The organism is Olsenella sp. KH3B4 (genome assembly GCA_900111695.1).
In the GTDB taxonomy this organism is placed as follows: Bacteria; Actinomycetota; Coriobacteriia; order Coriobacteriales; family Atopobiaceae; genus Tractidigestivibacter.
Genome location: FOHD01000002.1, coordinates 75,292 through 101,771, shown reverse-complemented (window position 1 = coordinate 101,771; position 26,480 = coordinate 75,292). Strand labels below are relative to the sequence as shown.

At 66.1% G+C, this 26,480-nt stretch carries 20 protein-coding genes; 16 read left to right on the top strand and 4 right to left on the bottom strand.

What is annotated here, in order from left to right:
* Window positions 1-9: 9 nt before the first annotated feature.
* Window positions 10-1,269: an ATP-grasp domain-containing protein gene (locus tag BMX94_RS02415; RefSeq protein ID WP_091003038.1), complete on the bottom strand. Its 1,260-nt coding sequence runs from the start codon at window positions 1,267-1,269 to the stop codon at window positions 10-12.
* A 671-nt stretch (window positions 1,270-1,940) separates the two neighbouring features.
* On the opposite strand from BMX94_RS02415, the gene BMX94_RS02410 reads away from it, so the two are divergent.
* Genes BMX94_RS02410 through BMX94_RS02375 form a run of 8 tightly spaced genes read left to right on the top strand, consistent with a single transcriptional unit; the run spans window position 1,941 to window position 12,532 of the window.
* Complete coding sequence (locus BMX94_RS02410) at window positions 1,941-3,527, top strand: MBOAT family O-acyltransferase (RefSeq protein ID WP_091003036.1); 1,587 nt, start codon at window positions 1,941-1,943, stop codon at window positions 3,525-3,527.
* The gene (locus BMX94_RS02405; RefSeq protein ID WP_091003034.1) at window positions 3,514-5,037 is read left to right on the top strand and encodes a hypothetical protein; all 1,524 of its coding nucleotides are present in this window, start codon (window positions 3,514-3,516) and stop codon (window positions 5,035-5,037) included. Before BMX94_RS02410 ends, BMX94_RS02405 begins: the two co-directional genes overlap by 14 nt.
* Window positions 5,038-5,074: 37 nt before the next feature.
* A complete protein-coding gene (locus BMX94_RS02400; protein ID WP_091003032.1) occupies window positions 5,075-6,586 on the top strand; it encodes an amino acid adenylation domain-containing protein in 1,512 nt (503 codons plus the stop codon).
* 2 nt (window positions 6,587-6,588) lie between these two features.
* Complete coding sequence (locus BMX94_RS02395; protein WP_091003030.1) at window positions 6,589-7,776, top strand: diaminopimelate decarboxylase family protein; 1,188 nt, start codon at window positions 6,589-6,591, stop codon at window positions 7,774-7,776.
* A gap of 49 nt (window positions 7,777-7,825) precedes the next feature.
* A complete protein-coding gene (locus tag BMX94_RS02390) occupies window positions 7,826-8,104 on the top strand; it encodes an acyl carrier protein (protein ID WP_143052247.1) in 279 nt (92 codons plus the stop codon).
* A 10-nt stretch (window positions 8,105-8,114) separates the two neighbouring features.
* Entirely contained in the window at window positions 8,115-9,698 is a 1,584-nt protein-coding gene (locus BMX94_RS02385) for an MBOAT family O-acyltransferase (RefSeq protein WP_091003026.1), read from the top strand.
* Complete coding sequence (locus tag BMX94_RS02380) at window positions 9,685-11,085, top strand: SGNH/GDSL hydrolase family protein (protein WP_143052246.1); 1,401 nt, start codon at window positions 9,685-9,687, stop codon at window positions 11,083-11,085. The genes BMX94_RS02385 and BMX94_RS02380 overlap by 14 nt, the downstream gene beginning before the upstream one ends.
* 52 nt (window positions 11,086-11,137) lie before the next feature.
* Window positions 11,138-12,532, top strand: a complete 1,395-nt coding sequence (locus tag BMX94_RS02375; protein WP_091003022.1) for an SGNH/GDSL hydrolase family protein — start codon at window positions 11,138-11,140, stop codon at window positions 12,530-12,532.
* Window positions 12,533-12,746: 214 nt separating this feature from the next.
* Here BMX94_RS02375 and BMX94_RS10675 read toward each other — a convergent pair whose 3' ends face one another.
* Window positions 12,747-14,036: an esterase family protein gene (locus tag BMX94_RS10675; protein WP_218138443.1), complete on the bottom strand. Its 1,290-nt coding sequence runs from the start codon at window positions 14,034-14,036 to the stop codon at window positions 12,747-12,749.
* A 335-nt stretch (window positions 14,037-14,371) separates the two neighbouring features.
* Here BMX94_RS10675 and BMX94_RS02360 point away from each other — a divergent pair, with 335 nt between their 5' ends.
* The 7 genes from BMX94_RS02360 to BMX94_RS02330 all read left to right on the top strand — a co-directional run bounded on the left by BMX94_RS02360 (window position 14,372) and on the right by BMX94_RS02330 (window position 23,515).
* Window positions 14,372-15,904, top strand: a complete 1,533-nt coding sequence (locus tag BMX94_RS02360; RefSeq protein ID WP_091003020.1) for a CHAD domain-containing protein — start codon at window positions 14,372-14,374, stop codon at window positions 15,902-15,904.
* 12 nt (window positions 15,905-15,916) lie between these two features.
* Window positions 15,917-17,281, top strand: coding sequence for a class II fumarate hydratase (fumC, locus tag BMX94_RS02355; RefSeq protein WP_091003018.1), 1,365 nt, complete (start codon window positions 15,917-15,919; stop codon window positions 17,279-17,281).
* Window positions 17,282-17,320: 39 nt separating this feature from the next.
* Window positions 17,321-18,604, top strand: a complete 1,284-nt coding sequence (locus BMX94_RS02350) for an O-acetylhomoserine aminocarboxypropyltransferase/cysteine synthase family protein (RefSeq protein WP_091003016.1) — start codon at window positions 17,321-17,323, stop codon at window positions 18,602-18,604.
* 94 nt (window positions 18,605-18,698) lie between these two features.
* A complete protein-coding gene (locus tag BMX94_RS02345; protein WP_091003013.1) occupies window positions 18,699-19,298 on the top strand; it encodes a hypothetical protein in 600 nt (199 codons plus the stop codon).
* On the top strand, window positions 19,285-19,758 hold the full coding sequence (locus BMX94_RS02340; protein ID WP_091003012.1) for a DUF1893 domain-containing protein: 474 nt from the start codon (window positions 19,285-19,287) through the stop codon (window positions 19,756-19,758). The genes BMX94_RS02345 and BMX94_RS02340 overlap by 14 nt, the downstream gene beginning before the upstream one ends.
* Window positions 19,759-19,967: 209 nt before the next feature.
* The gene (locus tag BMX94_RS02335; protein ID WP_091003010.1) at window positions 19,968-21,788 is read left to right on the top strand and encodes an NAD(P)-binding protein; all 1,821 of its coding nucleotides are present in this window, start codon (window positions 19,968-19,970) and stop codon (window positions 21,786-21,788) included.
* Window positions 21,782-23,515 carry a [FeFe] hydrogenase, group A gene (locus tag BMX94_RS02330; RefSeq protein WP_091003008.1) on the top strand — a complete coding sequence of 578 codons (1,734 nt, stop codon included), beginning with the start codon at window positions 21,782-21,784 and terminating at the stop codon, window positions 23,513-23,515. Before BMX94_RS02335 ends, BMX94_RS02330 begins: the two co-directional genes overlap by 7 nt.
* Before the next feature lie 212 nt (window positions 23,516-23,727).
* Here BMX94_RS02330 and BMX94_RS02325 read toward each other — a convergent pair whose 3' ends face one another.
* Window positions 23,728-24,156: an FKBP-type peptidyl-prolyl cis-trans isomerase gene (locus tag BMX94_RS02325; protein WP_032110301.1), complete on the bottom strand. Its 429-nt coding sequence runs from the start codon at window positions 24,154-24,156 to the stop codon at window positions 23,728-23,730.
* A 122-nt stretch (window positions 24,157-24,278) separates the two neighbouring features.
* On the opposite strand from BMX94_RS02325, the gene murI reads away from it, so the two are divergent.
* Window positions 24,279-25,064, top strand: a complete 786-nt coding sequence (gene murI, locus BMX94_RS02320) for a glutamate racemase (RefSeq protein ID WP_091003006.1) — start codon at window positions 24,279-24,281, stop codon at window positions 25,062-25,064.
* Between the two features lie 536 nt (window positions 25,065-25,600).
* Here murI and larD read toward each other — a convergent pair.
* Window positions 25,601-26,326 carry a D/L-lactic acid transporter LarD gene (gene larD / locus BMX94_RS02315; protein ID WP_091003005.1) on the bottom strand — a complete coding sequence of 242 codons (726 nt, stop codon included), beginning with the start codon at window positions 26,324-26,326 and terminating at the stop codon, window positions 25,601-25,603.
* Window positions 26,327-26,480 lie beyond the last annotated feature (154 nt).

The window sequence follows — 26,480 nt, the reverse complement described above, 5'->3', positions numbered from 1 at the left end:
GTGTGACCCCTATCCTTCCTGAGCGTCGTGGTTCTCGCCAGTGTCTTCTGCCGAGAAGCCCTCGACCGCGCGCTCCTGCACGAACGCGATGAACTCCTCGCGTTCCTGCTCGGTGCGCACGCGCGCTACGTACATGTGGTTGCCCATGTCGTCCGAGAGAACTCCGGGCACGCGTCTTTCCATCATGAGGCTCCCGCCCCAGCGCGCAAGGATCTCGCGGTGGCTGTGGGCGTAGGTGTGGTTGTCTCGCCTTCCGGCGTACACGGCGAACCAGTTGTCGTGGGCGTCGTGCAGGCGGCGCTCGCCAAAGCACACCACCTCGGCCCAGATGCGGTAGACGTCGGTGGAATGCGCGAAGTTCATCATGTCCGGCGTGTAGCCGCCGGTGGGTCGGCAGTTGACCTCCAGGCCAACGTAGTCGCCAGCGTGCCCCAGCCCCTCGCGGTCCTCCGCGAGGCGGAAGAACTCAAGGTGGACGAAGCGGGCGCGTATCCCAAAGGCATGCACGGCAGCGTGGCCCAGGTCGCGCAGCCGGGGGTCGATGCCGGGGCAGCAGTAGTAGGAGAGGTCAAGGCCCTGCCGCGCGACGTCGGACATCGACGGCGGGAACTCCTCCTGGTTCTCGAAGACGGGCTTTCCCCAGGGATCGATGATGGCGTCGTAGGCTGCGATGCCACTGGCGGGTACGAACTCCTCGAGCACGTAGGGCGCGGCACCCTGCCACGAGCAGCGGCCGACAAGGTCTCTGAGCTGGTCGTCGTTGTCGATGCGCATGGCGCCGCCGGCGCCCACGCCGTACTCCGGCTTGGCGAAGGCGGGAAATCCGCCCCACTCCCACACGGCCCGACGGGCGTCGTCGAGTGAGCCCACGCGGACCTGCCTAGCCGTGGGGACGCCGCCCGCCGCGTAGAGTGGCTTCATCTGCGCCTTAGACTGCCACTGGTCGATGGTTGCAAGGCTGGCGCCAGTGGTCACGTGGAAGTCGTCGCGAAGCCGGGCGTCGAGCGGCAGCCAGTGCTCGTTCATCGACTCGATCCAGTCCATGTGGCCGTGCTTCCAGGAGAGGTACGCGACGGCGCGGAACACCTGGTCGTAGTTCTCGAGCGAGTCGACGTGGACGTACTCGTCAAGCGCGCGGTGCAGCTGGGGAGAGATGGCGTCGCTCGGGGCGTCGCCGATGCCGTAGACCGAGGCGCCGCACGAGCGCAGACGGTCGCACCACAGCCAGTAGGTCTCGGGGAACTGAGGCGAGATGAAGACGAAGTTCATGTTGCCCTCCCTGCTACGAATGGGTGGCCGCTGGGGTTCGATTGACCGAATGTGTCCCACATGATAGAGCGACGCAACGTCATTCATTCTTCGGAGTTTATCGCCATTTCTTAAAGTGCCGACGCGTTTGCGCAGGTCGCAGTCATCCGTTTTAAGAGATGGCGATATTCTTTGCGAGTGCGGTGGGCGAGAAGGACGATGAGCCCGTAGGAAAACGCCCTGGCGTGGTGCCGGAGCTTCGGGGGAAATCCTCGCTTTGGCGAGAAAACGACGCCCGAGAAGGACTTTCGTACGCACTTGCCGCGGGAACGCGCCCTCCGGCGAGAAAACGGCGCCGGAACCGGGGCTTCGGACGCCATTCCGTACGAGATGCGCCTTCCGGCGCCAAAATAACGCCGGAGCGAAGGTTCCGTACGTCATCGCCGCGGGAACGCGCCCTCCGGCGAGAAAACGGCGCCGGAACCGGGGCTTCGGACGGGATTCCGTACGAGATGGCCCCTCCGGCGTCGAAATGACGCCGGAGCGAGACTTCGATAACGGCGAGAGCGCCTAAAGTCCCAGAAAGCCGTTTCGTGTTTCTTGTGTCGGATATCCTGCGGTCCCACATGAGTTGGATAGAGTGAACTCGTCTGTACACGCGCGAAGGGTGCCGAAGGCCGGGAGACTGCGTTTTGGAACTGTTCTCGCTGCATTTTCTGCTGTTCCTCGTGGCATCTCTCGCTGCCTACCACGTGGTTGGCCGCCTCGCGCGGGACCACGCCTGGCTGGTCCTGCTCGCCGCGAGCCTGGCCTTCTACTGCCTGGTGGGCAGGTGGCAGACGCTCGCCTACATGCTGGCCTGCGCCGCCGTCACCTGGGCGGCGCCCCTCGCGCTCGCGCGCATGGACGCCCGCTGCAAGGAGGAGCGCGCGGCCGCGCCGGACCGCGCCGCGAGGAGGGCCGTGAAGGCCGCCTGGGCGGGGCGCCGCAGGGCGGTGCTGGTGGCCGCGCTCCTGGCCTGCTTCGGGATACTGGCCTACCTCAAGTACTGGAACGTGCTGCTCTACGAGGTGGGGCTGGCCGCCTCGCCCGCCAGCCTGGGGCTGCTGCTGCCCCTCGGCATCTCCTTCTACACCTTCCAGTCCGTCTCGTACGTCATCGACGCCTACAACGGCCGCTTCGAGCCGCAGAGGAACTTCCTCAAGCACCTGCTCTTCGTCTCCTGGTTCCCGCAGGTCATCCAGGGGCCAATCAACCGCTATGAGCAGCTTTCCCCACAGCTCCTCGAGTACCATGAGGCGCGCTCGGTTCGCTATGATCGCGCCATCCTGCGTTTTTGCTATGGCGCCCTCAAGAAGATCGCCATCGCGGATATGCTGGTGGGAGTCATCGAAGCCATCTTCTCGAACGTCACCACAGGCATCCCCGGCAGCGTGGTGGTCTTCGGCATCCTGCTCTACTCTGCCCAGCAGTACGGCGACTTCTCCGGCGGCATAGACATGGTGGAGGCGGCCTCCTCGCTCTTCGGCGTGGGCATGGCCGAGAACTTCCGCCGCCCGTACTTCTCGGTCTCCCTCGCCGACTTCTGGCGCCGCTGGCACATAACCCTGGGCACCTGGATGCGCGACTACGTGTTCTTCCCGTTCGCCCTCACCAAGCCCATGCAGCGCCTGGGCAAGTGGGCCGACGAGCGCCTGGGCGAGCACCTGGGCCGCACCCTGCCCGCCTGCGTGGCCAACCTCCTCGTGTTCCTGATCGTCGGCCTCTGGCACGGCGCGGAGCCCCACTACGTGGCCTGGGGCCTCTACAACGGCGTCGTGATCGCGCTGGCGGACCTCCTCGCCCCGGCCTTCCGCCGCGCGAACGCAGCGCTCCGCGTGGACACGGATGGCCGCGCCCACCGCGCGTTCTGCGTCGCGCGCACCTTCGTGGTCGTCAACGTGGGCTGGTACTTCGACCGCATCTACGACTTCGGCGACAGCCTGCTCTGCCTGCGCAACACGTTCACCAACTTTGATGCCAGCGCTTTTCTCGTCACGCTGCACGAGGACGGCCTTACGACGCTCGACCTGCAGTTCCTGGCGTTTGCCGCGCTCGCCTGCATCATCGTTTTTGTGGTGAGCCTCGCGCAGGAGCGCGGCGTGGACGTGTCCGAGCGCATCCTTGGCTGGAACTGCGTGGCCCGCGCTGCCCTCTACTTCCTCGTTCTTGGCCTCATCGTCATCACGAGCTTCCTCACCCAGAACGTCGCCGGGGGGTTCATGTATGCGAACTTCTAGCGAGAAAGTCAAGAAGGCCGAGAAGGCCGAGAAGGTCGCCGCCCAGACCGCCGAAAAGCCCGCGAACACCGAAACCGCTGCGAAGGCCGCAGCTGCCGGCACCCCCGCGACCAACGGTACCCCCACGTCCCGCAAGCCGCGCGCACCGCGCCACGGCTGGCACCGCGCGCTCGAGGTCATCGTTATTGTCGCGCTCATCGTTGCCGCGAACGTCCTCATCAACCTCGGCTTCGAGCTCTACGGCTCGCTCGCGAACGTGATGTGGGACGAGTACCGCGCGGCGGCGGGGGAGGGCATCGACACCGTCGTGGTGGGCTCCTCGACCGGCCAGCGCTCCTTCGACCCGCAGGTCCTCGACGCCGCGCTGGGCACCAGCACCTTCAACATGGCCACGCCCGCCCAGGAGCTGGACGACTCCTGTGCCGCCGCCCGGCAGGCGATTCGCGACCACAACGTGCGCCGCGTCATTCTCGCCGTGGACTACGAGTCGATCTCGACGGTCAACTGGCCGGGCTCGCACGTTGCCTTCGCCCGCGCCAAGATGGAGGGCGAGCCCCTGCCCCAGGCCGTCGCGGACTACTGGGGGCTCCTCACCAGCGCGTCGTTCTTCGACGGCCCGGACTCCATCAGCGCGCTCTTCCCGTGGGGATACAACCACGTGGAGCTGGACGCCGAGCACATCGCGACCAACCTCCGCGACCGCCTGGGCGACACGACCTCCGTCCAGGCCGCCGAGCGCGTCATGGACGGCTGGACCTACTACGGCCGCGGCTACGGCAACTACGACGGCGTCCTCGACTACTCCATGGCGCAGGACCACCTCTCGGCGGCGGGGGATGGTCCGGCTGACTTCAGCCAGCAGGGCCTCGACTGGATCCAGGACATCTGCGACCTCTGCCGCGAGAACGGCGTGCAGCTCATTGTGGTGGTGACACCGCGACCGGCCTTCAACGTGCTTTCCTACGGCGAGAAGTACCCCGAGCAGATGTCGCGCCTCCAGCAGGTGGTCGAGCAGGGCGGGGGCGCCTTCCTCGACGCCAACATGGCCAAGGGCGGCTGGTGGGAGCCCCAGGACACCGACTTCTACGACGGCGAGCACCTCAACCACGACGGTGCCGCGCGGTTCTCGCAGGCCTTCGCCCAGGCGCTCGCCGCCCTTGACGCCGGCGGCTCGGCCGCGGACCTCACGTATGCCTACGGCCAGTGGGACCAGTACCTGGCCTCGGTCGACGACATCTCGGCGGTCGCCGCGACGTCCTCCCTGGAGGACGACGCCACCACGGTGACGGCGATGGCATTCACGGGGTCCAACGTGCAGGTGGAGTATCGCTTCTCGCTCGTGGCCGAGGACGGCACGGAGATGGTCGTGCAGGACTGGGGCACGAGCGACACCTGCACCATCCCGCAGGAGCAGATCCCCGAGGGCTCCTCGCAGGTCGAGGTCTGCGTGAGGAAGGCCGGCTCTGCCGTGGGCTACGAGCGCTACTGCATGGTTGACATCTCGGGCTAGGCGTCGGCGAGGCGCCCGCCCAGGAAGGGAGCAGGACATGAGGAACGTTATCGAGTGGCTGGAGGCCACGGCCGTGGCGACGCCTGAGCGCGTTGCCGTGGCGGACCCGGACTCGAGCCTCACCTACGGCGAGCTTCGCCGCGAGGCCCAGGCGGCAGGCACGTGGCTTGCCGCGCGCACGCAGCCCCGCCAGGCGGTGGCTCTCTACCTCGAGAAGAGCTGCAGCGCCCTCGCCTGCATGCTGGGCGCCGTGTACGCGGGCGGGTTCTACTCGGTGATCGACGTCCGCCAGCCCGAGGGCCGCGTCCACGCCATCGTCGACGCGCTGGCACCCTCCTGCGTCCTCACCGACTCCGCTAACGCCGCGCGGGCCCAGGAGCTTCTCGGCTCCGCGGGCGTCGAGGTCGCGCGCATCGAGGACATCGTGGGCGGCCCCGTCGACGAGGGCCTTCTCGCACGCAGACGTGCCCAGGCGCTGGACGTGGACCCGCTCTACGTGAACTTCACGAGCGGCAGCACGGGCACGCCCAAGGGCGTGGTTGTCTCGCACCGCTCGGTCATCGACTTCATCCCGGTGTTCGACCAGCTCTTTGGCATCGACGAGAGCGACGTGATCGCCAACCAGGCGCCCTTCGACTTTGACGTCTCGGTGAAGGACATCTACTCGGCGCTGCGCTGCGGCGCGCGGTTGCAGCTCATCCCGCGCGAGTATTTCACGCAGCCCACCAAGCTCATGGACTACCTCGCTGACAACCAGGTCACCTCGCTCACCTGGGCGGTCTCGGCGATGTGCTTCGTCTCGATCATGAACGGCTTCGGGTACCGCGTGCCCACCACGGTGCGCCGCGTGCTCTTCTCGGGCGAGGTCATGCCGCCCAAGCAGCTGGCCGTGTGGCGCCGCTACCTGCCCCAGGCCACCTACGTGAACCTCTACGGCCCCACCGAGATCACCTGCAACTGCACGTACTACGTGGTGGAGCGCGACTTTGGCAAGCACGAGGTCATCCCCATGGGCAAGGCCTTCCCCAACGAGCGCGTCTTCCTTTTGGACGAGAACGACCACGAGGTCACCGAGGCGGGCGTCGAGGGCGAGGTCTGTGTCTCTGGCACAGCGCTGGGCCTGGGCTACCTGGGCGACGCCGAGCGCACCGCCGCCGCGTTCACCCAGAACCCGCTCAACGGCCGTTGGCTCGAGCCGATCTACCGCACCGGCGACCTGGCGACCTACGACCAGGACGGCGACCTGGTGTACTCGTCGCGCAAGGACTTCCAGATCAAGCACATGGGGCAGCGCATCGAGCTGGGCGACATCGAGGCCGCCGCGCAGGCCACCGACGGCGTGGAGCGCGCCTGCTGCACCTACGACCAGCGCCGCAAGCGCATCCGCCTGTACTATGTTGGTACGCTTGACGAGAGGGGCCTGGCAGACGCGCTGGCGGTGGCCCTGCCGCCCTACATGGAGCCCAACCACGTGCGCCGCGTGGACCAGATGCCGCTCACCAAGAACGGCAAGATCGACCGCAAGGCCCTCGACGAGATGGGAAGGTAGCCATGACAAGCGACGAGCTTCTCGCCTGCGCCACCCAGCTGGGGACGCCGACCTACGTCTTTGACACCCAGGCCTTTGGCGCGCGCCTTGACGCCGTGCGAGAGATCTGGGGGCCAAGGGTCGACCTCTGCTACTCGATCAAGGCGAACCCCTTCCTTGCGCCCACGGCGCTGGCCCACGGCTACGCGCTTGAGGTCTGCAGCCCCGGCGAGCTGGCCATCTGCGAGCGCGATGGCGTTGACCCGGCGCGCATCGTCTACTCCGGCGTGTGCAAGCAGACGGCGGACGTCCGCGAGGCCCTGCGCTATGGCGCGGGCACCTTCACGGCCGAGTCGCTGGGACAGCTGGCGCTCGTGGACGCCGAGGCAGCCGCGGCCGGCGTGCGCGTGCCCACGCTCCTGCGCCTGAATGGCGGCAGCCAGTTCGGCATGAGCCGAGAGGACCTCGTCCACGCCGTCGACCACCGAGACGAGCTTGCCGGCTGCGAGCTGGTGGGCATCCACTACTTCGTGGGCACCCAGCGCGCGAAGCTCAAGTGGCAGCAGAAGGAGCTTGCCATGCTCGCCGACCTCATCGACGAGCTCGAGCGCGAGCACGGCTGGCGCGCGCAGCGCCTGGAGTACGGCCCCGGCCTTGCCGTGCCGCTTTTCGAGGGCCAGGACTTCTCGGACACGCTTGCTCCCGCGCGCCAGATCGCGTCGGAGCTTGCGGCCATCGCCGAGCGCGTGGAGCTGCAGGTGGAGATGGGCCGCTTCCTGGCCACCGAGTGCGGCTGCTACCTCGCGCGCGTGGTGGACGAGAAGGACAACGAGGGCACGAGCTATGCCTTCATCGACGGCGGCATGAACCACGTGACGTACTTCGGCCAGATGATGGGCATGAAGGAGCCCCGCATCCGCAACCTCTCGCACGAGGGGCGCGTGCGCGCGGGGCGGGCAACGGAGGACGCCCGCGACTGGGCGCTCTGCGGGAGCCTTTGCACCACCGCCGACGTGCTGGTGCGCAAGGCGCCCTTCGCCGACCTGCGCACGGGCGACCTTCTCGCCTTCGAGAACATCGGCGCCTACTCAGTGACGGAGGGCATCTACCTCTTCCTGAGCAGGACCATGCCCACCGTCGCGCTGCGTGACGGACGCGGGGTCCGCGTGGTGCGCGAACCCATGGAGACTTGGCAGAACAACTGCTGCTAGGGGACGGTCGCGGCCGGACTGCGATAGGCTTTTCACCGGTAACTGCGAAATGTGTTGGACATTTTTGGAGGTAACCATGGATGACGATCTGACGCTCGACCACATGATTGAGCTGCTTGAGGACGTTAAGGGCAACGTTGACTACGAGAACTGCACCACGCTCGTGGACGACCGCGTGCTGGACTCCTTCGACATCCTCTCCATCATCAGCTCCATCAACGACGAGCTTGACGTCTCGGTGCCCGCCAAGGACATCGTCCCCGACAACTTCAACAGCGCGCAGGCAATGCTCGAGATGGTGAAGCGTCTGGTGGACGAGGAGGGCTAGGGGCCGACCGTTGGATCTTCTCTCGCTCTCGTTCGTACTCTTTCTCGCGGTTTCTCTTGCGGCCTACTACCTGGTAGGCCGTTTCTCTCGGCGCTCGCAGTGGGTCGTTTTGCTCGCCGCGAGCCTCGCCTTCTACTGCCTGGTGGGCCGCTGGCAGACGCTGGCCTACATGCTTGCCTGCGCCGCGGTCACCTGGGCGGCGCCCCTGGCGCTCGCGCGCATGGGCGAGAGGTGCAGGGAGGAGCGCGCCGCCGCCCCGGACCGCGCGGCGAGGAGGGCCGTGAGGGCCGCCTGGGACCGCCGCCGCCGCGCGGTGCTGGCGGCCGCGCTCCTGGCCTGCTTCGGTATGCTCGCCTACCTCAAGTACTGGAACGTCCTGCTCTTCGAGGTGGGGCTCGCCGCCTCGCCCGCGAGCCTGGGGCTGGTGCTGCCGCTCGGCATCTCCTTCTACACCTTCCAGGCCGTCTCCTACCTCGTGGACGCCTACAACGGCCGCTTCGAGCCGCAGCGAAACCCCCTCAAGCACCTGCTCTTCGTCTCCTGGTTCCCGCAGGTCATCCAGGGCCCCATCAACCGGTACGCCGACCTCGGGCCGCAGCTGCTCGAGGGGCACTCCGCCAAGGACGTGCCCGTGCGCCGGTCTCTCTTGCGCTTTGGCTATGGCGCGCTCAAGAAGTACGCGATCGCCAACATGCTCGTTGGCACCATCGACCAGATCTTCTCCAACGTGACGGGTGACATCCCCGGCAGCGTCGTCGCCTTCGGCGTCCTGCTCTACTCGGCCCAGCAGTACGGCGACTTCTCCGGCGGCATCGACATGGTGGAGGCGGCCTCCTCGCTCTTCGGCGTGCGCATGGCAGAGAACTTCCTCCGCCCGTACTTCTCGGTCTCGCTCGCCGACTTCTGGCGCCGCTGGCACGTGACGCTCGGCGCCTGGATGCGCGACTACGTGTTCTTCCCGTTCGCGGTCTCGCGCCCGATGAGGGCCCTCGGCGCCCGCGCCTCGCGCCTGGGCGAGCACCTGGGAAGGACCCTTCCCGCCTGCGCGGCCAACGTCCTGGTGTTCCTGATCGTTGGCCTCTGGCACGGGGCGGAGCCCCACTACGTCGCCTGGGGCCTCTACAACGGCCTGGTGATCGCGCTGGCGGACCTGCTCGCCCCGGCCTTCCGCCGCGCGAACGCCGCGCTGCGCGTGGACACGGGCTCGCGCGCCCACCGCGCGTTCTGCGTCCTCCGCACCTTCCTCGTGGTCAACCTCGGCTGGTACTTCGACCGCATCTACGACTTCGGCGACAGCCTGCTCTGCCTGCGCAACACGTTCACGAACTTCGCGCCCCAGCAGTTCTACCTGTGGCTCATGCAGGCCGGCGTGCGCGACTCGGACCTCAAGTTCATGGCCTTCTCGGCCGTGGCCTGCCTCTTTGTCTTTGTCGTGAGCCTCGCGCAGGAGCGCGGCGTGGACGTGTCCGAGCGCATCCTCGGCTGGAACTGCGTCGCGCGCGGCTTGTTCTACTCTGCGGTCATCGGCCTCATCGTGATTACGAGCTTCCTAACCCAGAACGCTGCGGGGGGATTCATGTATGCCAACTTCTAGGGAGAAGCATGCCCGCGGCGACGCCTCCTCCCCGCGTGGTTGGCGTAGGAGGGTCGTCGAGACGCTCGTCGTGATCGCGGTCATCGTGGCGATGGACGTGATCTGCTCCTTTGCCCTCGAGCAGTATGGCTCGCTCTCGAGCGTCATGTGGAGCGAGTACCGCGCCGCGGCGGGGGAGGGCATCGACACCGTCGTGGTGGGCTCCTCGACCTCGCAGCGCGCCTTCGACCCGCAGGTCCTCGACGCCGCGCTTGGCACCAGCACCTTCTCCATGGCAACGCCCGCGCAGCCGCTGGACGACTCGTACACTGCCGCCGAGCAGGCGATTCGCGACCACCACGTGCGCCGCGTCATTCTCGGCGTGGACTACGAGTCCCTCTCGTTTGACAACTGGGCAGGGTCGCACGTTGCCTTCGCCCGAGCCAAGATGGACGGCGAGCCCCTGCCCCAGGCCGTCGCGGACTATTGGCGGCTCCTCGTGAGCCCCTCCTTCGTCCGCAGGGCGGACTCGCTGTGCGCCCTGTTCCCATGGGGCTACAACCACGTCAAGCTCGATCCCGGAAGCGTCGCCGCAAACGTGCGCGAGCGCCTGAGCGGGGACGGCACGCTCGAGGCTGCGAAGGTCGTGAACGGCGGCTGGACCTACTACGGCCGCGGCTACGGCAACTATGACAACGTCATCGACTACTCCCTCGCGCGCAAGGAGACATCCGTCGCCATCCACGGGACGAGCGACTTCAAGGAGGCCTGCCTCAACCAGGTGGCGGACATCGCCCGCCTGTGCCGCGAGAGCGGCGTGCAGCTCGTGGTGGTGGTGACGCCGCGTCCGGCGTTCAACGTGCTGGTCTACGGCGAGAAGTACTCCGAGCAGATGTCGCGCCTCCAGCGGGTGGTCGAGCAGGGCGGCGGCACTTTCGTTGACGCCAACCTGCTGCGCTCCGAGGCCTACAGCCCCCTGGATGCCGACTTTGGCGACGGCGAGCACCTCAACCGCACTGGCGCCACGCGCTTCTCGCAGGCGTTCGCGAGCGTCCTCCAGGCGCTCGATGCTGGGCAGGACATTGGCGCCCTTTCGTATTCCTACGATCGCTGGGACCAGTACCTGTCATCGATCAAGCACCTCTCCGCCATTGTCTCCCGGCTCGATGTGGGCGATGACGGCACCGCCACGGTGACCGCCCAGGCTTACACCGGCACGGACGTCCAGGTGGAGTATCGGTTCCTGCTGGTTGGGGAGGACGGCGGCACGACGGTCCTGCAGGACTGGAGCAGCGCGGACAGCTGCGACGTTCCGCAGGGGTCGCGCGGCCAGGTGATGGTCTGCGCTCGCCAGGTTGGCTCCACGGCGGACTACGAACGCTACTGTTTGCAGGGGTTGGCGCGCTAGGTGCGCGGGCACCGCTGCTTGCACTGTCTGTACGTGCCGGAGGAGGCATTCAGTGACATCGAGAAAGGCGGGAGAGAGCGCCCCCAAGGGGCAGCGGAGCGTGCTGCGCCGCATTGTCGAGACCCTGGTCATCGTTGCCATAGCTGTTGGGCTGGACGTCCTTCTCGTCTATGCGCTCTATCCCTATGGCTCCACGAGCGAGGTCGTGTGGTCCGAGTACTTCTCGGCAGCCGACAAGAGCATCGACACCGTGATAGTTGGCTCGTCGACGGCGCAGCGTGCCATCGATCCAAACGTTCTCGATGACACCCTTGGTACCAGCACCTTTACGCTTGCGACGCCCGCCCAACCGCTTGAGGACAGCTACCTTGCCGTAAGGGAAGCCCTCTCGGGTCATAAGGTGAGGCGGGTTATTCTCGGCCTTGACTACGAGACCATGTCGCTTGGCACCTGGGACAAAGCCAACGTCACGTACGTCCAGACCAAGGCGGCCTACGAATCGCTGCCCAAGGCGGTTGGTGACTACGTTGGACTGCTCACGAGTTCTGGATACCTCACCAGCTCGAAGTTCCTGGAAGTCCTCTTCCCTTGGACGCTTGCGCACGAGAAGGGCGGGATTCAGGGGGTTGCCAACAACCTGCGCATGCGCCTCGACGGAACGACTCCCATCGAGGCGGCGGGGGCGCGCGAGCCTGGCTGGACCTATGTTGGCAAGGGGTACGGCAACTACGACTACCTGCTGGACACGAGCAACGCCAAGGCGTCCATGTCCACCACGAGCCATGCAATCGCGGATTTCACGGACGAGAACATGGGGATGCTGCAGAGGATCGCCGACGTCTGCCATGAGAATGGCGCTCAGCTCGTCGTGGTGGTGACCCCGAGGCCTGCGTTCAACGTGCTTTGTTATGGTGACGCGTACCCCGAGCAGATGGCGCGCATGCGTGACCTGGTTCAGACGGCAGGCGGCGTCTTTCTCGACGCGAATCTTCTCAAGCGCAGCTGCTACGCGCCAACCGACGAGGACTTCGCCGATGGGGAGCACCTCAACGCCACGGGCGCCGAAGGCTTCTCGGCTACGCTCGCTGACTACCTGGGGCGCCTTGATGCCGACGAGGACGTGTCTGAATTGTCCTACTCGTATGAGGATTGGGCTTCTTATCTGGCTTCGGTTGATTACATCTCGGCGGTGACGCTTGACGGAAGCGTTAAGGATGGCGTTGCGTCGCTTGAGGCGACGCCGTACTGCGGAACGAACGTGCACGTGGAGTATCAATTCTGCCTGTGTGACGCGGACGGCAACGTGACTGGCGTACTGCGTGATTGGAGCAACGACGCAACTGCAACGTGCGAGGTGCCGGCAGATGGCAGCCTTTCCGTGCGCGTGAACGCGCGACGGGCGGGACTGGGAGTGGAGCCCGAGCGCTCCTGCGTCTGGAGTCTCTAGGCCTTCCTCTCTCCCTCTCCTCCGTCCCCCTCTCCTTCTTTATCGGTATCTGTGAAAAGGGTTCCTCGTCAACTGGGCAAATGCGACCTCCGATTCACAGATACCGATAAAGAAAGGGGGGGACGGAGGGGAGTGGGCGCGTGAGGGGGGCACGAGAAAGGCGAGGCAGGAACTTCTCCTGCCTCGCCTTGTGTTGCCGGTGGGGTTTGTGCTGCTAGCGGGCCGACTTGCGAGAGCGCGTGGTCTTCTTGGCGGCGGGCTTCTTTGCGGGCTCGGCCTTCGTGGCGGGCTCGGCCTTCGCGGCGGGCTTCTCGGCCGTGGCCTTTGCAGGCGCCTTGGTCTTGGTCGCGGTGCTCGCTACAGCGGGCTTCTCTGCCTTCTTTGCGGGAGCTGACTTTGCTGCCGGGACGGCCTTGGGTGCAGCCTTCTTTGCGGGTGCGGTCTTCTCGACCTTGGGCTCTTCCTTCTTGGCCGCCGCCTTTGCGGGCGCTGCCTTGGGGGCCGCAGCCTTCTTCGTGGCGGGCGCTGCCTTCGCGGCGGGCTCCTTCTTCGTGGCGGGCGCTGCCTTGGTCGCGGGCTCCGCCTTGGTCGCGGGCTCTGCCTTGGCAGCCGGCGCAGCCTTCGTCGCAGGTGCCTTCTTGGCCGTCGCCTTCGCGCGAGACGTGCGCGTGGCCTTGGTGCCAGCGGGCTTCTTCGCGGTCACGGGCTTGGCCGGGGCGTTCTTCGCCGCCTCGGCGACCTCCTCGGCGTGGTACTTCTTGGCCTCGTCCAGCACATAGGGGAGGAAGTACTGGATCTGCTTCTGCCACCAGGGCCAGTCGTGGTCTACGTCGTTGCCCCAGTAGTCGCACCAGGCGTCGACGCCCAGCGCGCGGAACGCGTCGTCCACGATGTGCTCGGTGCGCAGGCCCTCCTCCTCCCACGCGCCCTGACCGCAGCACAGAACGATCTCACGCCTGTTGTAGAGGTCGATGTAGGGGTGGTCGTGCGGGGTGTTGGGCAGGAAGTGGACGGGCGAGTTGAAGTAGAGGGTGGTGTTCATCCAGTCGCCAAAGAAGAACTGCGCGTCATAGCCGCCGGAGAGCGCGATGACGCCCTGGAAGAGGTCCGGGCGGCGCAGGAAGGCGACAAGGGCGTGCGTGGCGCCCAGCGAGCAGCCCATGGTGAGCGGGCGCAGGTCGGAGCCGTTGCGCTCGTGGACGAAGGGGACGACCTCCTCGCACACGTAGTTGTAGAACGCCTCGATCACCTTGACGCGCAGGACGTTGTCACCGCCGCGGTCCGACCAGCCCTCGGCGTCCACGGAGTCGAGGACAAAGAGCTGGACCTTACCGCCCTCGATGTAGTCCTTCATCGCGTCGACCATGCCGAACTGCTCGTAGCAGTCGCTCATGGCGTCCTGGATGGGAAATGCGACGATGGGCCATCCGGACTCGCCGTAGACGCGGATGCTCATGTCTTTGCCGAGGTTCTTGCTGTGCGCGGTTACCGTTTCCCGATTCATTTGACCGCTCCCCTCATTTTCTGACTCAAGGTTGCATCTTTATGGTAGCAAAACTGCGTTTCGGGTGGTTTTCGAATCTTGAAGATGCAGGGCCATCGTTATGTTATCCATTCGACCCCCGTGCGCCAAGAAGTTCCTCGCGTGCTGGCGCCGCTGCCCCTCGCTGCCCTCTTGCGTCCACCCAATTCGGCCGACCGTCGAACCCCATGGTTAACGTCGGCGTCATGGGGGACTGCTATGCTAAAACCTCATGCGGATGGGCGGCCACGGCGGCCCTGTCCGCCTGAGAGCGTTCATCGTGTAGGTGGAAGCGTTGCATCTGCGGAGGTTGTCTCATGGTCAGGACCCTTGTTCTCGTGCGGCATGGCAAGGCCGAGAAGGCGCAGGACGACTCGTCGGACCTTTACCGCGAGCTCACGCCGGATGGCCGGCATGCCCTCGAGATTGCATACCCGCGCACGTTCTCGCTGCTCGAGGACTACGACGACGTAAACGTGTGGTCGAGCCCCGCGATTCGGGCCATGCAGACGGCGCAGGTCGTCGCAAGCGTCCTGGGCGTCGACGGCATCGAGGTCGACCAGACGCTCTACGACCAGAACTATGACGCCCTTCTCGGCCAGATCGCCACCACTCCGGAGGAGACCGTGGTCGTGGTCGGCCACGTGCCCTCGCTCGACGCCATCGCGTCGCACCTGCTTGGCCGCCAGGTCAGGCTGTCGAAGGGCGCCGCGATTGCCCTCGAGCTCCCCCAGCCCGCACCTGCCGCCGAGGGGGAGGCGGCTGGCTCGACGCCCGCCCTGCCCTCCTCTGCCTCGCTCCTGTGGTTTGTCGACGGCCCCAAGTCCAGCGCGTGGGGCTCGCTCGTCTCCATCGAGGGGGAGGTCACGGCTTCTGCCGGCGAGCTCGCCGCCGAGGCCGAGCGCTTCTTTGCCAACCCGGATGACGTCGACGCCCTCTGCGACTTTCGCATGGCCGTGCGCAGGCTCCGCTCGCTCGTCTCGTTCCTCTCGCCCTGGGAGTCCAAGAAGCAGGCGGAGCGTGCCGACAAGATCCTGCGCAACCTGCTCGACGCCACCGCGCGCCTGCGCGGCATAGACATCTTCTCCCAGACGGTGGACGACCTTGTCGAGGCTGGCGAGCTTGGCGAGAACAGCCTGCTTCCCGTTGCGTGCGCCCACGAGCGCAAGCTCGAGCGCAGCTCGTTCATGGAGCTGGTTCGCAAGAAGGGACTGGTAAAGAAGGTCGACTCCCTGGTCGAGGAGCTCTCGGCGTTTCGCTGGAAGAAGTCCGTGCTTGCGCGCGGCCTGGGCGAGGGTGACCTGAGGTCCCGCTTTGACGAGGAGCTTGACGCCCTTGATCAGGCGCTCTTTGGGCTTGACCTCTCCAGCGCCAACGCCGTCTACGACGCCCGCCGCGATGCCAAGGAGCTTCACTACGTGGCCAACCGCCTGGGGGTGGTCCTGGGCGACGAGCGCGCGCAGATGAGCCAGTACATGGACGAGATCCAGCGCGACCTGGGCGCCCTCTGCAACGCGCGCACCAACGCGACGCTGGCAGACGAGTTCCGCCACAGCCCGCGCTTCCGCGGCGTGCGCGCGGACCTCGGCGTGGCCGGTCGAGACCAGAGCGAGGTCGTCTCGGCCATCGTCTCGGGCATGAGGCGCCGCGAGGCCACGGACGAGGCGGCGGTGGACGAGGAGGACGTGCCTGCCGAGACGGGAGCGCTCGAGGCTGACGTGGCGACAGAGGCAGGCGCTCTCGCCGAAGTGACCGACCCGGCCGAGAACCCCGAGGACGCCGCCACCGGGGTGGCCCCCGAAGACGCCGCGCCTGTCGCCGACGCTGCCCCCCAGATTCCCGCAGAATAGGAGGTACGGCCCATGGAGTACCGCCGCGAGCACGACTCGATGGGGGAGGTGCTGGTCCCCGCAGACGCCCTCTGGGGCGCCCAGACCCAGCGCAGCCACGAGAACTTCCCCATAGGCACCGAGCGCATGCCGATTGAGATAATCCGCGCGTTTGCGGTGCTCAAGAAGGCCGCCGCCCTGGCAAACGCGTCGCTTGGCCGTATGGACGAGAAGGACGCCGCCCTCATTGCCCAGGTGGCGGACGAGATTCTTGCCGGCAAGCTTGACGGTCAGTTCCCGCTCGTGGTGTGGCAGACGGGCTCGGGCACGCAGTCAAACATGAACGTCAACGAGGTCATCGCCAACCGTGGCAACGCCCTTGCCGGCGAGCGTCGCCTGCACCCCAACGACACCGTGAACATGAGCCAGAGCTCAAACGACACGTTCCCCACGGCGTTGCACATCGCGGCCGTCACGGCCATCACGCAGGACCTCCTCCCCGCAATCGACCAGCTCGTGGGAACTCTGCGGCAGCTCGAGGAGAGAAGCGCGGGTATCGTGAAGTGCGGGCGCACGCACCTGCAGGACGCCGTGCCCATTGCCTTCTCGCAGGAGGTTTCCGGCTGGCGCGGCCTCTTGGAGGACTCGCGCGAGCAGCTTGAGGTCACGCTGCCCGGCCTCTATCGCCTGGCGCTCGGCGGCACCGCCGTGGGCACCGGCCTCAACGCTCCCGCTGGCTTTGACGCCGCCGTTGCCGCGGAGGTCGCCCGCCTCACGGGCATGCCGTTCGTCTCGGCGCCCAACAAGTTCGCGGCCCTCTCCGGCAAGGATGCCGTCGCGTTTGCGCACGGGGCGGTCCGCACGCTTGCCGCCAACATGATGAAGATCGCCAACGACGTGCGCTGGCTGGCCTCCGGTCCGCGCTGCGGGCTGGGCGAGATCCGCATCCCTGCCAACGAGCCGGGCAGCTCAATCATGCCCGGCAAGGTCAACCCCACTCAGTGCGAGGCCGTGACCATGGTCGCCGTCGAGGTCATGGGCAACGACGCCACCATCGGCTTCGCTGCCAGCCAGGGGAACTTCGAGCTCAACGTCTTCATGCCGGTCATCGCGTACAACTTCCTGCAGTCGACCCGCCTCTTGGCTGACGCCATCCGCTCCTTTGACGAGCGCTGCGCCAAGGGCATCGAGCCCATCCGCGAGAGTATGGACGAGAACCTCCACCGCTCGCTCATGCTGGTGACCTGCCTCAACCCCTACATCGGCTACGAGAACGCGGCGAAGGTCGCCCATAAGGCCTTCGACGAGGGCACCAGCCTGCGGGACGCCTGCGTCGAGCTGGGATTTCTCACGCCAGAGCGCTTCGACGAGGTGTTTCACCCGGAAGAGATGGTGTGATCGCGGGGTTACCCGCGCGCACCGCAGAGAGGAGTTCTCATGAGCGAGCAGAGCATCGAGACCCGCTGCGTGCAGGCGGGCTACACGCCGGGCAACGGCGACCCGCGCCAGGTGCCCATCGTCCAGTCCACCACCTTCAAGTACGACACCTCCGATGCCATGGGGCGCCTCTTCGACCTCGAGGACTCCGGCTACTTCTACACGCGTCTCCAGAACCCCACGAACGACCACGTTGCCGCCAAGATCGCCTCGCTCGAGGGCGGAACGGCGGCCATGCTCACCAGCTCCGGCCAGGCGGCCAACTTCTTCGCCGTCTTCAACATCTGCGAGGCCGGCGGTCACGTGGTGGCGAGTTCCGCCATCTACGGAGGCACCTTCAACCTTCTCTCCCATACCCTGGGCAAGATGGGCATCGAGTGCACGTTCGTCGATCCCAACTGCACGCCCGAGGAGCTTGACGCGGCCTTCCGCCCCAACACCAAGTGCGTCTTTGGCGAGACCATCGCCAACCCCGCGCTCGCGGTTCTCGACATCGAGAAGTTCGCCGCCGCCGCGCATGCGCACGGCGTGCCGCTCATCGTGGACAACACCTTCCCCACGCCCATCAACTGCCGTCCCATCGAGTGGGGCGCGGACATCGTGACCCACTCCACCACCAAGTACATGGACGGCCACGGTGCGTGCGTGGGCGGTGCCATTGTGGACTCGGGCAAGTTCGACTGGATGGCAAACGCCGAGCGCTTCCCCGGGCTCACGACGCCCGACGAGTCCTACCACGGCATTGTCTATGCCGAGAAGTTCGGCCAGGCCAGTGCCTACATCACCAAGGCAACGTCGCAGCTCATGCGCGACTTTGGCAGCATCCAGAGCCCGCAGAACGCCTTCTATCTGAACCTCGGCCTCGAGAGCCTGCACGTGCGCGTGCCGCAGCACTGCAAGAACGCGCGCGCCGTGGCGGAGTTTCTCTCCGCGAACGACAAGGTGGCGTCCGTGCGCTACCCGGACCTCCCGGATGACCCGTACCACAAGCTTGCCGAGAAGTACCTGCCCCACGGAAGCTGCGGCGTGGTGAGCTTCGAGGTCGCGGGCGGCCGCGAGGCGGCGGAGCGCTTCATGGCCGGGCTCCGCGTCTTTGCCATCGAGACGCACGTGGCCGACGCGCGGAGCTGCTGTTTGCACCCGGCGTCCTCGACGCATCGCCAGATGACCAACGAGGAGCTGGTGGCGGCCGGCATCTCTCCCGCGATGGTGCGCATGAGCTGCGGCATCGAGGGAACCGACGACCTCGTGGCAGACGTGGAGCAGGCCCTGGCGCGGGTGTAGGGGAGCGACAACTCGCTCGGGGTGCCGCTGCTGCAAGCCGCTCGCGGCATCCGAGAAGGGCGCTTCTTGCGCCATACGCAGAAGGAGGAACGACATGCAACTCAGCTCGAATGGTCTCGCTGGTGAGGCAACGCTTTCCGCCACGGTCGTGAGGACCCCCTCCGCACGCGCGCTTGCCGCGGGTGTCGCCGTTGCCGCGGCCGTCGCGCTGCCACAGGCGGCGCACGTTCTCGGCGCCGCGCTCGGCCTGGGGCCAGCGGTGGGCCAGGTGCTCCTGCCCATGTTTCTTCCCGTGATGGCCGTGGGTCTTCTCGCCGGCCCCGCGTCCGGCCTCGTTGCCGGCGCGTTGGCGCCGCTCGTGAGCTTTGCCCTCACCGGCATGCCCGCCGGCCCCCTGTCGCTTCTGGCTATGGTGCCCGAGGTCGCGACCTTTGGTCTCGCGTGCGGCCTGCTGGCAACGAAGAGGCTCCCCTGGATTGCGAAGGTCCTGGTGTCCGAGGCCGCGGGCATCGTGGTCTACGCCGTGGTCCTTGCCCTGCTCGCCGCCCTTACTGGGAGCGCCGGCGTCGACGTCTTCGGGACGGTCCTCTCGGTGGCCAGGACGGGGCTCCCCGGTCTTGTAATCCAGTGGGTGTCCCTTCCCCTCATGATGCGCGTGGTCACGCGGGCGGAGCTGCACCATGGCAGGGACTAGCACGCCCGAGCCAGGCGCCGCCGACATGGCGCGTGCCTGCGGGCTCCTCTCGGCGGACGAAATTACCGCGGCAGCCGTCAAGGGCGACGCCGTGCTCACGAGCAAGGCGCGGGGCGTGCGACCCTTGCTCGAGTGGGTCTCCGCTGGCACCAGCCTCGAGGGCTTCTCCGTTGCGGACAAGGTGGTGGGGAAGGCGCCCGCGCTTTTGTACTGCCTCTTGGGGCCGAGGGCGGTGCATGCCCCGGTGATGTCCTTCTCGGCAGAGAAGGTGCTGGTAGACCGGGGGATTGTTGCCACGTGCGACCTTGAGGTGGACACGATTCTCAATGCGCAAAGGACTGGCCAATGCCCGATAGACGCCTCGGTGGCAAGCGCCGATGAGCCCGAGGCGGGTCTTGCGGCCATCCGAGGGTGCCTGAAGAGGCTGGCCGGTACCGGAGGACCTGCCTCCCGGCAGTAGCGGTGCTCGCCTGCATGCGACGCCCAGGGGCTTCTCGCATGACATCGACCGTTTCATTTGGAGGGGTGGACAACGGCGTCCACTCCTCCTTTCGTACCGCTCGTAGAATTTTACGTTTCTGGCCTATATGCCAACAGCGAAACTCGAAACGTTATGCGCCCTTTCGGGAGGGGACCCAGCAAGGGCGAAAACGACAAGGAGAGGACCTTATGGCTAGGCTTCATGTCATGCAGCGTAGCGAGGCCCAGGCTGTGATGGACAGCCTGCACGAGGCGCTTGGTCGGCGCCTTGCGGTAAGCTCGCTCGCCCCCTGCCCGGTGGAGTTCACCGCGGCGTACGTCAACATGTGCGCCACGCAGAGCTGCGGCAAGTGCACGCCGTGCCGCGTTGGCCTGCGCGCACTCTCTGACCTCCTGAACGACGTCCTGGAGAACCGCGCGGACGAGCACACGCTCGACCTCATCGAGCGCACCGCGCGCACGATTTATCTCTCGGCCGACTGCGCCATTGGCTACGAGGCCGGCGACATGGCGCTCACGGCCATCCGCGGCTTTCGCGACGACTTCGAGCACCACGTCCAGAAGCACGCCTGCGGCTTCACGCAGAGTCAGCTCGTGCCCTGTGTCTCCGGCTGCCCGGCGGGCGTGGACATCCCCGGCTACATCAGCCTGGTGGAGGCTCGCCGCTACACGGATGCCGTGCGTCTCATCCGCAAGGACAACCCGCTGCCGCTGGTCTGCGGCTACGTATGCGAGCACCCCTGCGAGATGAACTGCCGTCGCGGCATGGTCGACGACCCCATGAACATCCGCGGCCTCAAGCGCTTTGCCGTAGACCACATGGAGACGGACTATCGACCCAACATGGCCGAGAAGACCGGCAAGCGCGTGGCCGTTGTGGGTGGCGGCCCCGCGGGCCTCTCGTGCGCCTACTACCTCTCGGTCATGGGACACGACGTGACCATCTACGAGGCACGGCACAAGCTGGGCGGCATGCTGCGCTACGGCATACCCAACTACCGCCTGCCCCACGAGCGCCTTGACGCCGAGATCCAGTGGATCCTCGACTGCGGGATCAAGGTCAAGCGCGACACCAAGGTGGAGGACCTCGCCGCGCTGCGCAGGGACTACGATGCCGTCTACCTGGCCATTGGCGCGCACCTCGACCGCAAGCTCGGCCTTCCCGGCGAGGAGTCGGTGGGCGTGCTCTCGGCAGTCGAGATGCTGCGTGCCCTGGGCGACGAGGTTCGCCCGGACTTCTCGCACGAGCGCGTCTGCGTGATTGGTGGCGGCAACGTGGCCATGGACGTGGCGCGCTCGGCCATCCGCCTGGGCGCCAAGAAGGTCACCATCGTCTACCGTCGCCGCGTGGCGGACATGACGGCCCAGGACGAGGAGATCGCGGGCGCCAAGGCCGAGGGCTGCGAGCTTCTCGAACTCCACGCCCCAATCGCCATCGAGTCCCAGGACGGCTACGTCACCGGCCTGCGCGTGCAGCGCCAGATCATCGGCGGGCTCTCGCGCGGGCGCTTTGCCCCGCGCGAGGCGGACGCCCCCGAGGAGGTCATCCCCTGCGAGCGCGTGGTGGTGGCCATTGGTCAGGCCATCGAGTCCGGCCCCTTCGAGGAGCAGGGCGTGCCCTGCAGGCGCGGTCGCATCGACGTGGGGGAGGACTCCGCCGTGCCCGGCATGGAGGGCGTCTTCTCGGGCGGCGACTGCCAGAGCGGTCCAGCCACGGTCATCCGCGCCGTCAACGCCGGCAAGGTTGCCGCGGGCAACATCGACAACTACCTGGGCTTCAACCACCAGGTCACGCTTGACGTGGAGCTGCCGCCCGTGCAGTTCAAGGGCAAGACGAGCTGCGCCAGGTGCGAGATGACCCTGCGCGAGGCCGAGGACCGCAAGCGCGACTTTGACCTCATCGAGAACGGGCTCACCGACGAAGAGGCCCACCAGGAGGCATCGAGGTGCCTGAGGTGCGACCACTTTGGCTTTGGTGCGTTCCGTGGGGGGAGGATCGAGCAGTGGTAACCCTTACCATCGACGGCAAGCAGGTCACGGTCCCGGAGCACACCTCCATTCTGGACGCGGCCAGGTCCGTCAACATCAATATTCCAACCTTGTGCTTCCTGCGCGACATCAACGAGATTGGCGCGTGCAGGGCGTGCGTGGTCGAGATTGAGGGCATCGACCAGCTGGTGGCTGCCTGCAACAACACCGTGCTCGACGGCATGGTGGTGCGCACCAACAGCCCCAAGGTCCGCATGGCGCGCAAGGCCAACGTGGAGTTTCTCCTCTCGCAGCACGACTCCGAGTGTACGAGCTGCGTGCGCTCCGGCAACTGCACGCTGCAGACGGTGGCCAACGACCTTGGCATCACGAGCCTGCCCTACACCAAGCACCTCCCGCACCAGCCCTGGAACCAGGACTTCCCGCTCATCCGCAACAACGACAAGTGCATCAACTGCCTGCGTTGCATCCAGGTGTGCGAAAAGATCCAGGCCGAGGGAATCTGGGACCTCACCAACCGCTCGAGCCACACCTGCGTGGGCGTGCGCGGCGGCGGCCTCATCGAGGACTCCGACTGCGCGCTGTGCGGCCAGTGCATCACCCACTGCCCCACCGGAGCGCTCCGCGAGCGTGACGACACCGACCGCGTCTTCGATGCCCTGGCAGACCCGGACAAGATCGTGGTGGTACAGGTGGCGCCCGCCGTGCGCGCGGCCTGGGGCGAGCCGTTTGGCCTTCCGCGCGAGAAGGCCACGGCGCAGCGCCTGGTCACCGCACTCAAGGGTATGGGCTTCGACTACGTGTTTGACACGGACTTCTCGGCCGACCTCACCATCATGGAGGAGGGCTCCGAGCTGGTGGAGCACCTGAAGCATCCCGAGGGCGTGAAGTTCCCCATGTTCACGAGCTGCTGCCCCGGCTGGGTGCGCTACTGCAAAGCGCGTCACCCGCGCTTCACGGACCAGCTCTCCACCTCAAAGTCGCCCGGCCAGATGTTTGGCGCGATCGCCAAGAGCTACTACGCCGAGCTTCTTGGCGTCGACCCGCACCGCATCTTCTGTGTCGAGATTATGCCCTGCCTGGCCAAGAAGTCCGAGGTCGACATCCCCGTGATGAACGACGCTTGCGGCGACCCCGACGTGGACGTGTCGCTCACGGTGCGCGAGGTGGACCGCATGATTCGCGCCGAGCACATCGACGTCTTCTCGCTTGCCGAGTCCGATTTCGACCAGCCGCTTGGCACGGCAACGGGCGCCGGCGTCATCTTCGGTGCCACGGGCGGCGTCATGGAGGCCGCGCTGCGCTCGGCGTATTACCTGGTAACAGGTGAGAACTGCGACGCCGACGCGTTCAAGGACGTGCGCGGTCTCGACGGCTGGAAGGAGGCCAGCTTCGACATTGCCGGCACAACGCTGCACGTTGCCGTGGCGAGTGGCCTGGGTAACGCAAACCGCCTGCTCAACGCACTCGAGACCGGCGAGGTCTCCTACGACTTCGTCGAGATCATGGCGTGCCCGGGCGGGTGCTCCGGTGGCGGTGGCCTGCCCATCCATGACGGCGAGGAGCTCGCAGGTGTGCGCGGCGACGTGCTTTGGGGGCTCGACCGCACGGCCAAGCTGCGGCGCAGCCACGAGAACCCCGCAATCCAGGCGGTCTATCGCGACTACCTGGGCGAACCTCTCTCCGAGCGCGCGGAGGAGCTGCTCCACACCAACCAGCATGCGTGGAAGATGCCGCGCGAGGCGTAGCGGCAGCGCTTTGGTCGCGGTTTTTCTCGGCCTTCCCATGGGTCTTTGACGAGAATCGGCCCTCCGGCGTCCATATGACGCCGGAGGGCACGTTGTTGCAGCAGTCTCGTACAAAGTGAATGCTCCGGCGCCAAAATTGCGCCGGAGCGTGCGTTATCGCGGGTTTCTCGTACGGAAGAAGCCTTCCGGCACCGCCGATGTCGCGTTGGCGGTTACTCCTCCACCTCGAGGAGCTCGATCTCGAAGTTGAGGTCCTTGCCGGCCATCTCGTGGTTGAGGTCGAAGGTGATGTTGGTGTCGTCCTTTGCCGCAACCAGGGCGGGGAAGGGCTGGCCAGACGGGGTGGCCAGCGTCACGCGGTCTCCCACGGAGAGCTTCTCGGCGCCGGGCATCATTGCGATGGGCAGCGTTTGCACAAGGTCCTCGCGCCTCTCGCCATAGGCCTCGGCCGCGGGGATGTGGACGTTTCTCGTCTCGCCAACGGTCATCTGATCGACGGCCGCGTCAAAGCCCTTGATCATCTGGCCGGCCATGCACGTGAAGGCCAGTGGCTCGTTGCGGTCGCGCGACGAGTCGAACTTGGTGCCGTCGTCGAGGGTGCCAACGTAGTGCACCTTGACCTTCTTGCCTGCGTTGCTCATGGGTCCTCCTTTGGGTGGCCGCGCGCGGCCGCTTGTGGTTGCAATGCCGACAACTCTACGCCACAACGCCAACCGCTGCGAGTGTCATACTGGTTCCATGCAGGTATCGTGGGGAGGAACGCATGGCGGAGCAGGACACAGGCTTTGTGGGGGTGTTTGACTCGGGGGTGGGCGGCCTCACGGTGCTGGGGCGTCTCGTCGCCGAGCTGCCGCACGAGCGCTTTGTCTTCTTTGGTGACTCCGCGCATGCCCCCTACGGCGACAAGCCGCCCGAGGAGGTCTTGGCGCTCTCGCGGCGCATAGCTGCCGCGCTTGTTGACGAGGGAGCAAAGGCGCTGGTCATTGCCTGCAACACCGCCACCTCCGTTTCCGCGCAGGCGCTGCGCGAGGAGTATGCCAGCATCCCCGTGATTGGCGTGGAGCCGGCGCTCAAGCCGGCGACGCTGGCACCACGGCATCGTCGCATCCTGGTTATGGCCACGGCCGCTACGCTGCGCCTGGGGAAGTTCCAGCGACTCGAGGACCGATGGGGCGCAAACTCCGAGGTCATTGAGGTGCCTTGCGTGGGGCTGGCAGATCTTATCGAGAAGGGCGACCCTGCCTCGCCTGCGATACGCGAGCTGCTCGAGCGCTACCTTGGCCCCTGGCGCGGGAAGGTTGACTCGGTTGTTCTTGGCTGTACGCACTACCCGCTCATTCGTGATCAGATTCGCGAGGTCATGGGCGACGTGCAGCTCTTCGATGGCGGTGCGGGCACGGCGCGCGAGACGCGGCGGCGCCTTGCGGCGGCAGACCTTCTCGCCCCAGAATCCCAGGCGGGGAGCGTTGAGCTGCGTTCGAGCATCGATACCCCGGATGAGCTGGCGCTCTACCGAAGGATCTTCGAGCTGGCGCGGAGCTGCTGCTGACGGCGTTGCCTCTTCTGAGGGAAAGTCCCTGTTCCTAGTTGGCCTCGCGTTTCCGCAGGTCGACGCCACCGGTCTACAGAAGCGGCGATGAGCCCTGCGCCTGGCTGGCACGTCGCGAGCCGGCCTGCTCGCGCGCCTGCGATTATTGCGCGTTATTTCTCGCCAAATAGACAATAGCCCAGTTGGCCTAGACCTTCTCGCGAAATAACGCGCAATAATCACCGGATAAGCAGCGGAGGTCCCGAGGCAATGCCGCAGGGGGGCCAATGGGGCCCGCCGCCCCTGGCCTGCTTCCCCAGGGGTTCCTCATCGGCTCTATGTCTCCTCTCGGCCAGAATTATTGCGCGTTTTTTCTCATCAACAGAGCTATTTACCAGGTCGTTATCTTCACATCAAGAAATTTCGTGCAATAAAGATAGCCGAGAAGACCTGCCACCCCGAGGTGGCGCTGAAGACGGGGGTGTCACGGCCAAGAAAAAGCGGCCGGCACCCAACAGGTGACCGGCCGCCATACGGCAACGCTGTGCGAGAAAAGCCTAGAACAGACCGAGGAACCCGTGGACAAAGAGTGCCGCCAGCGCCGCGCCCACAAACGGAGCGATACCGGGAACCGTGAGGCCGTACTTCCAGTTGTTGTCGGCCTTGTTCTTGATGGGAAGCACCTGGTAGGCCATGCGAGGACCAAGGTCGCGCGCCTGGTTCATGGCAAAGCCGGTGATGCCACCCATGCCCATGCCAACGGCCCACACCAGAAGGCCAACGCAGATGGCGCACAGCAGCAGGTTGTCGCCGGCGTAGTGCGCAATGGCGAGAATGCCCGAGATGAAGAAGAACGTGCAGAACGCCTCGCAGAAGAAGTCGTGGGGCAGGTTGTTCCTGGTGGGGTTGGTCGAGAAGATATTGCGCTGCGCGATGGGGTCAACCACGCCCTCGGAGTCCTTGAACTCGTCCTTGTACATGAACCACGCGGCAACGGCACCCACAAAGCCGCCGAGCATCTCGGCGATCACGTACGGGACGAACATCTCCCAGGGAACCAAGCCAAGGATGCACTGCGCAAGCGCCATGGCGGGGTTCATGCAAATAGAGCCACCAAAGATGAAGAGGCACACCGAGATGCCAAACGACCACGTGGTAATGGCGAACATGTGGCCGGAGCCCTGGTACTTGGTCCCCTTGAGCACGGTGTCGCAGTGGACGCCAACGCCAAAGATGATCATGAGGGCGGTACTCCCGAACTCGGCAAGGATGTTGTAGGGCATGGGGGCTCCTTCTCGCTGTGCTGTCTGCAATGGGTGTGGGGATAATGCTGCCGTTCGCTCCAAAAATCATACCGGTTACGGAACAGAATGAGGATATTTACGTATTTCTGCGAGAGAAACGCATAAGTCGCGAGGATTTGGAGAAAGGCGCTTC

Bases quoted from the DNA above. Each gene is read 5' to 3' on its own strand.
- BMX94_RS02325 (WP_032110301.1), bottom strand. From the start codon at position 24,156: ATGAGCAACGCAGGCAAGAAGGTCAAGGTGCACTACGTTGGCACCCTC.
- BMX94_RS02335 (WP_091003010.1), top strand. From the start codon at position 19,968: ATGGCTAGGCTTCATGTCATGCAGCGTAGCGAGGCCCAGGCTGTGATG.
- larD (WP_091003005.1), bottom strand. From the start codon at position 26,326: ATGCCCTACAACATCCTTGCCGAGTTCGGGAGTACCGCCCTCATGATC.
- BMX94_RS02380 (WP_143052246.1), top strand. From the start codon at position 9,685: ATGCCAACTTCTAGGGAGAAGCATGCCCGCGGCGACGCCTCCTCCCCG.
- BMX94_RS02405 (WP_091003034.1), top strand. From the start codon at position 3,514: ATGCGAACTTCTAGCGAGAAAGTCAAGAAGGCCGAGAAGGCCGAGAAG.
- BMX94_RS02395 (WP_091003030.1), top strand. From the start codon at position 6,589: ATGACAAGCGACGAGCTTCTCGCCTGCGCCACCCAGCTGGGGACGCCG.
- BMX94_RS02390 (WP_143052247.1), top strand. From the start codon at position 7,826: ATGTGTTGGACATTTTTGGAGGTAACCATGGATGACGATCTGACGCTC.
- BMX94_RS02400 (WP_091003032.1), top strand. From the start codon at position 5,075: ATGAGGAACGTTATCGAGTGGCTGGAGGCCACGGCCGTGGCGACGCCT.
- murI (WP_091003006.1), top strand. From the start codon at position 24,279: ATGGCGGAGCAGGACACAGGCTTTGTGGGGGTGTTTGACTCGGGGGTG.
- BMX94_RS10675 (WP_218138443.1), bottom strand. From the start codon at position 14,036: ATGAATCGGGAAACGGTAACCGCGCACAGCAAGAACCTCGGCAAAGAC.
- BMX94_RS02345 (WP_091003013.1), top strand. From the start codon at position 18,699: ATGCAACTCAGCTCGAATGGTCTCGCTGGTGAGGCAACGCTTTCCGCC.
- BMX94_RS02350 (WP_091003016.1), top strand. From the start codon at position 17,321: ATGAGCGAGCAGAGCATCGAGACCCGCTGCGTGCAGGCGGGCTACACG.
- BMX94_RS02340 (WP_091003012.1), top strand. From the start codon at position 19,285: ATGGCAGGGACTAGCACGCCCGAGCCAGGCGCCGCCGACATGGCGCGT.
- BMX94_RS02415 (WP_091003038.1), bottom strand. From the start codon at position 1,269: ATGAACTTCGTCTTCATCTCGCCTCAGTTCCCCGAGACCTACTGGCTG.
- BMX94_RS02360 (WP_091003020.1), top strand. From the start codon at position 14,372: ATGGTCAGGACCCTTGTTCTCGTGCGGCATGGCAAGGCCGAGAAGGCG.
- fumC (WP_091003018.1), top strand. From the start codon at position 15,917: ATGGAGTACCGCCGCGAGCACGACTCGATGGGGGAGGTGCTGGTCCCC.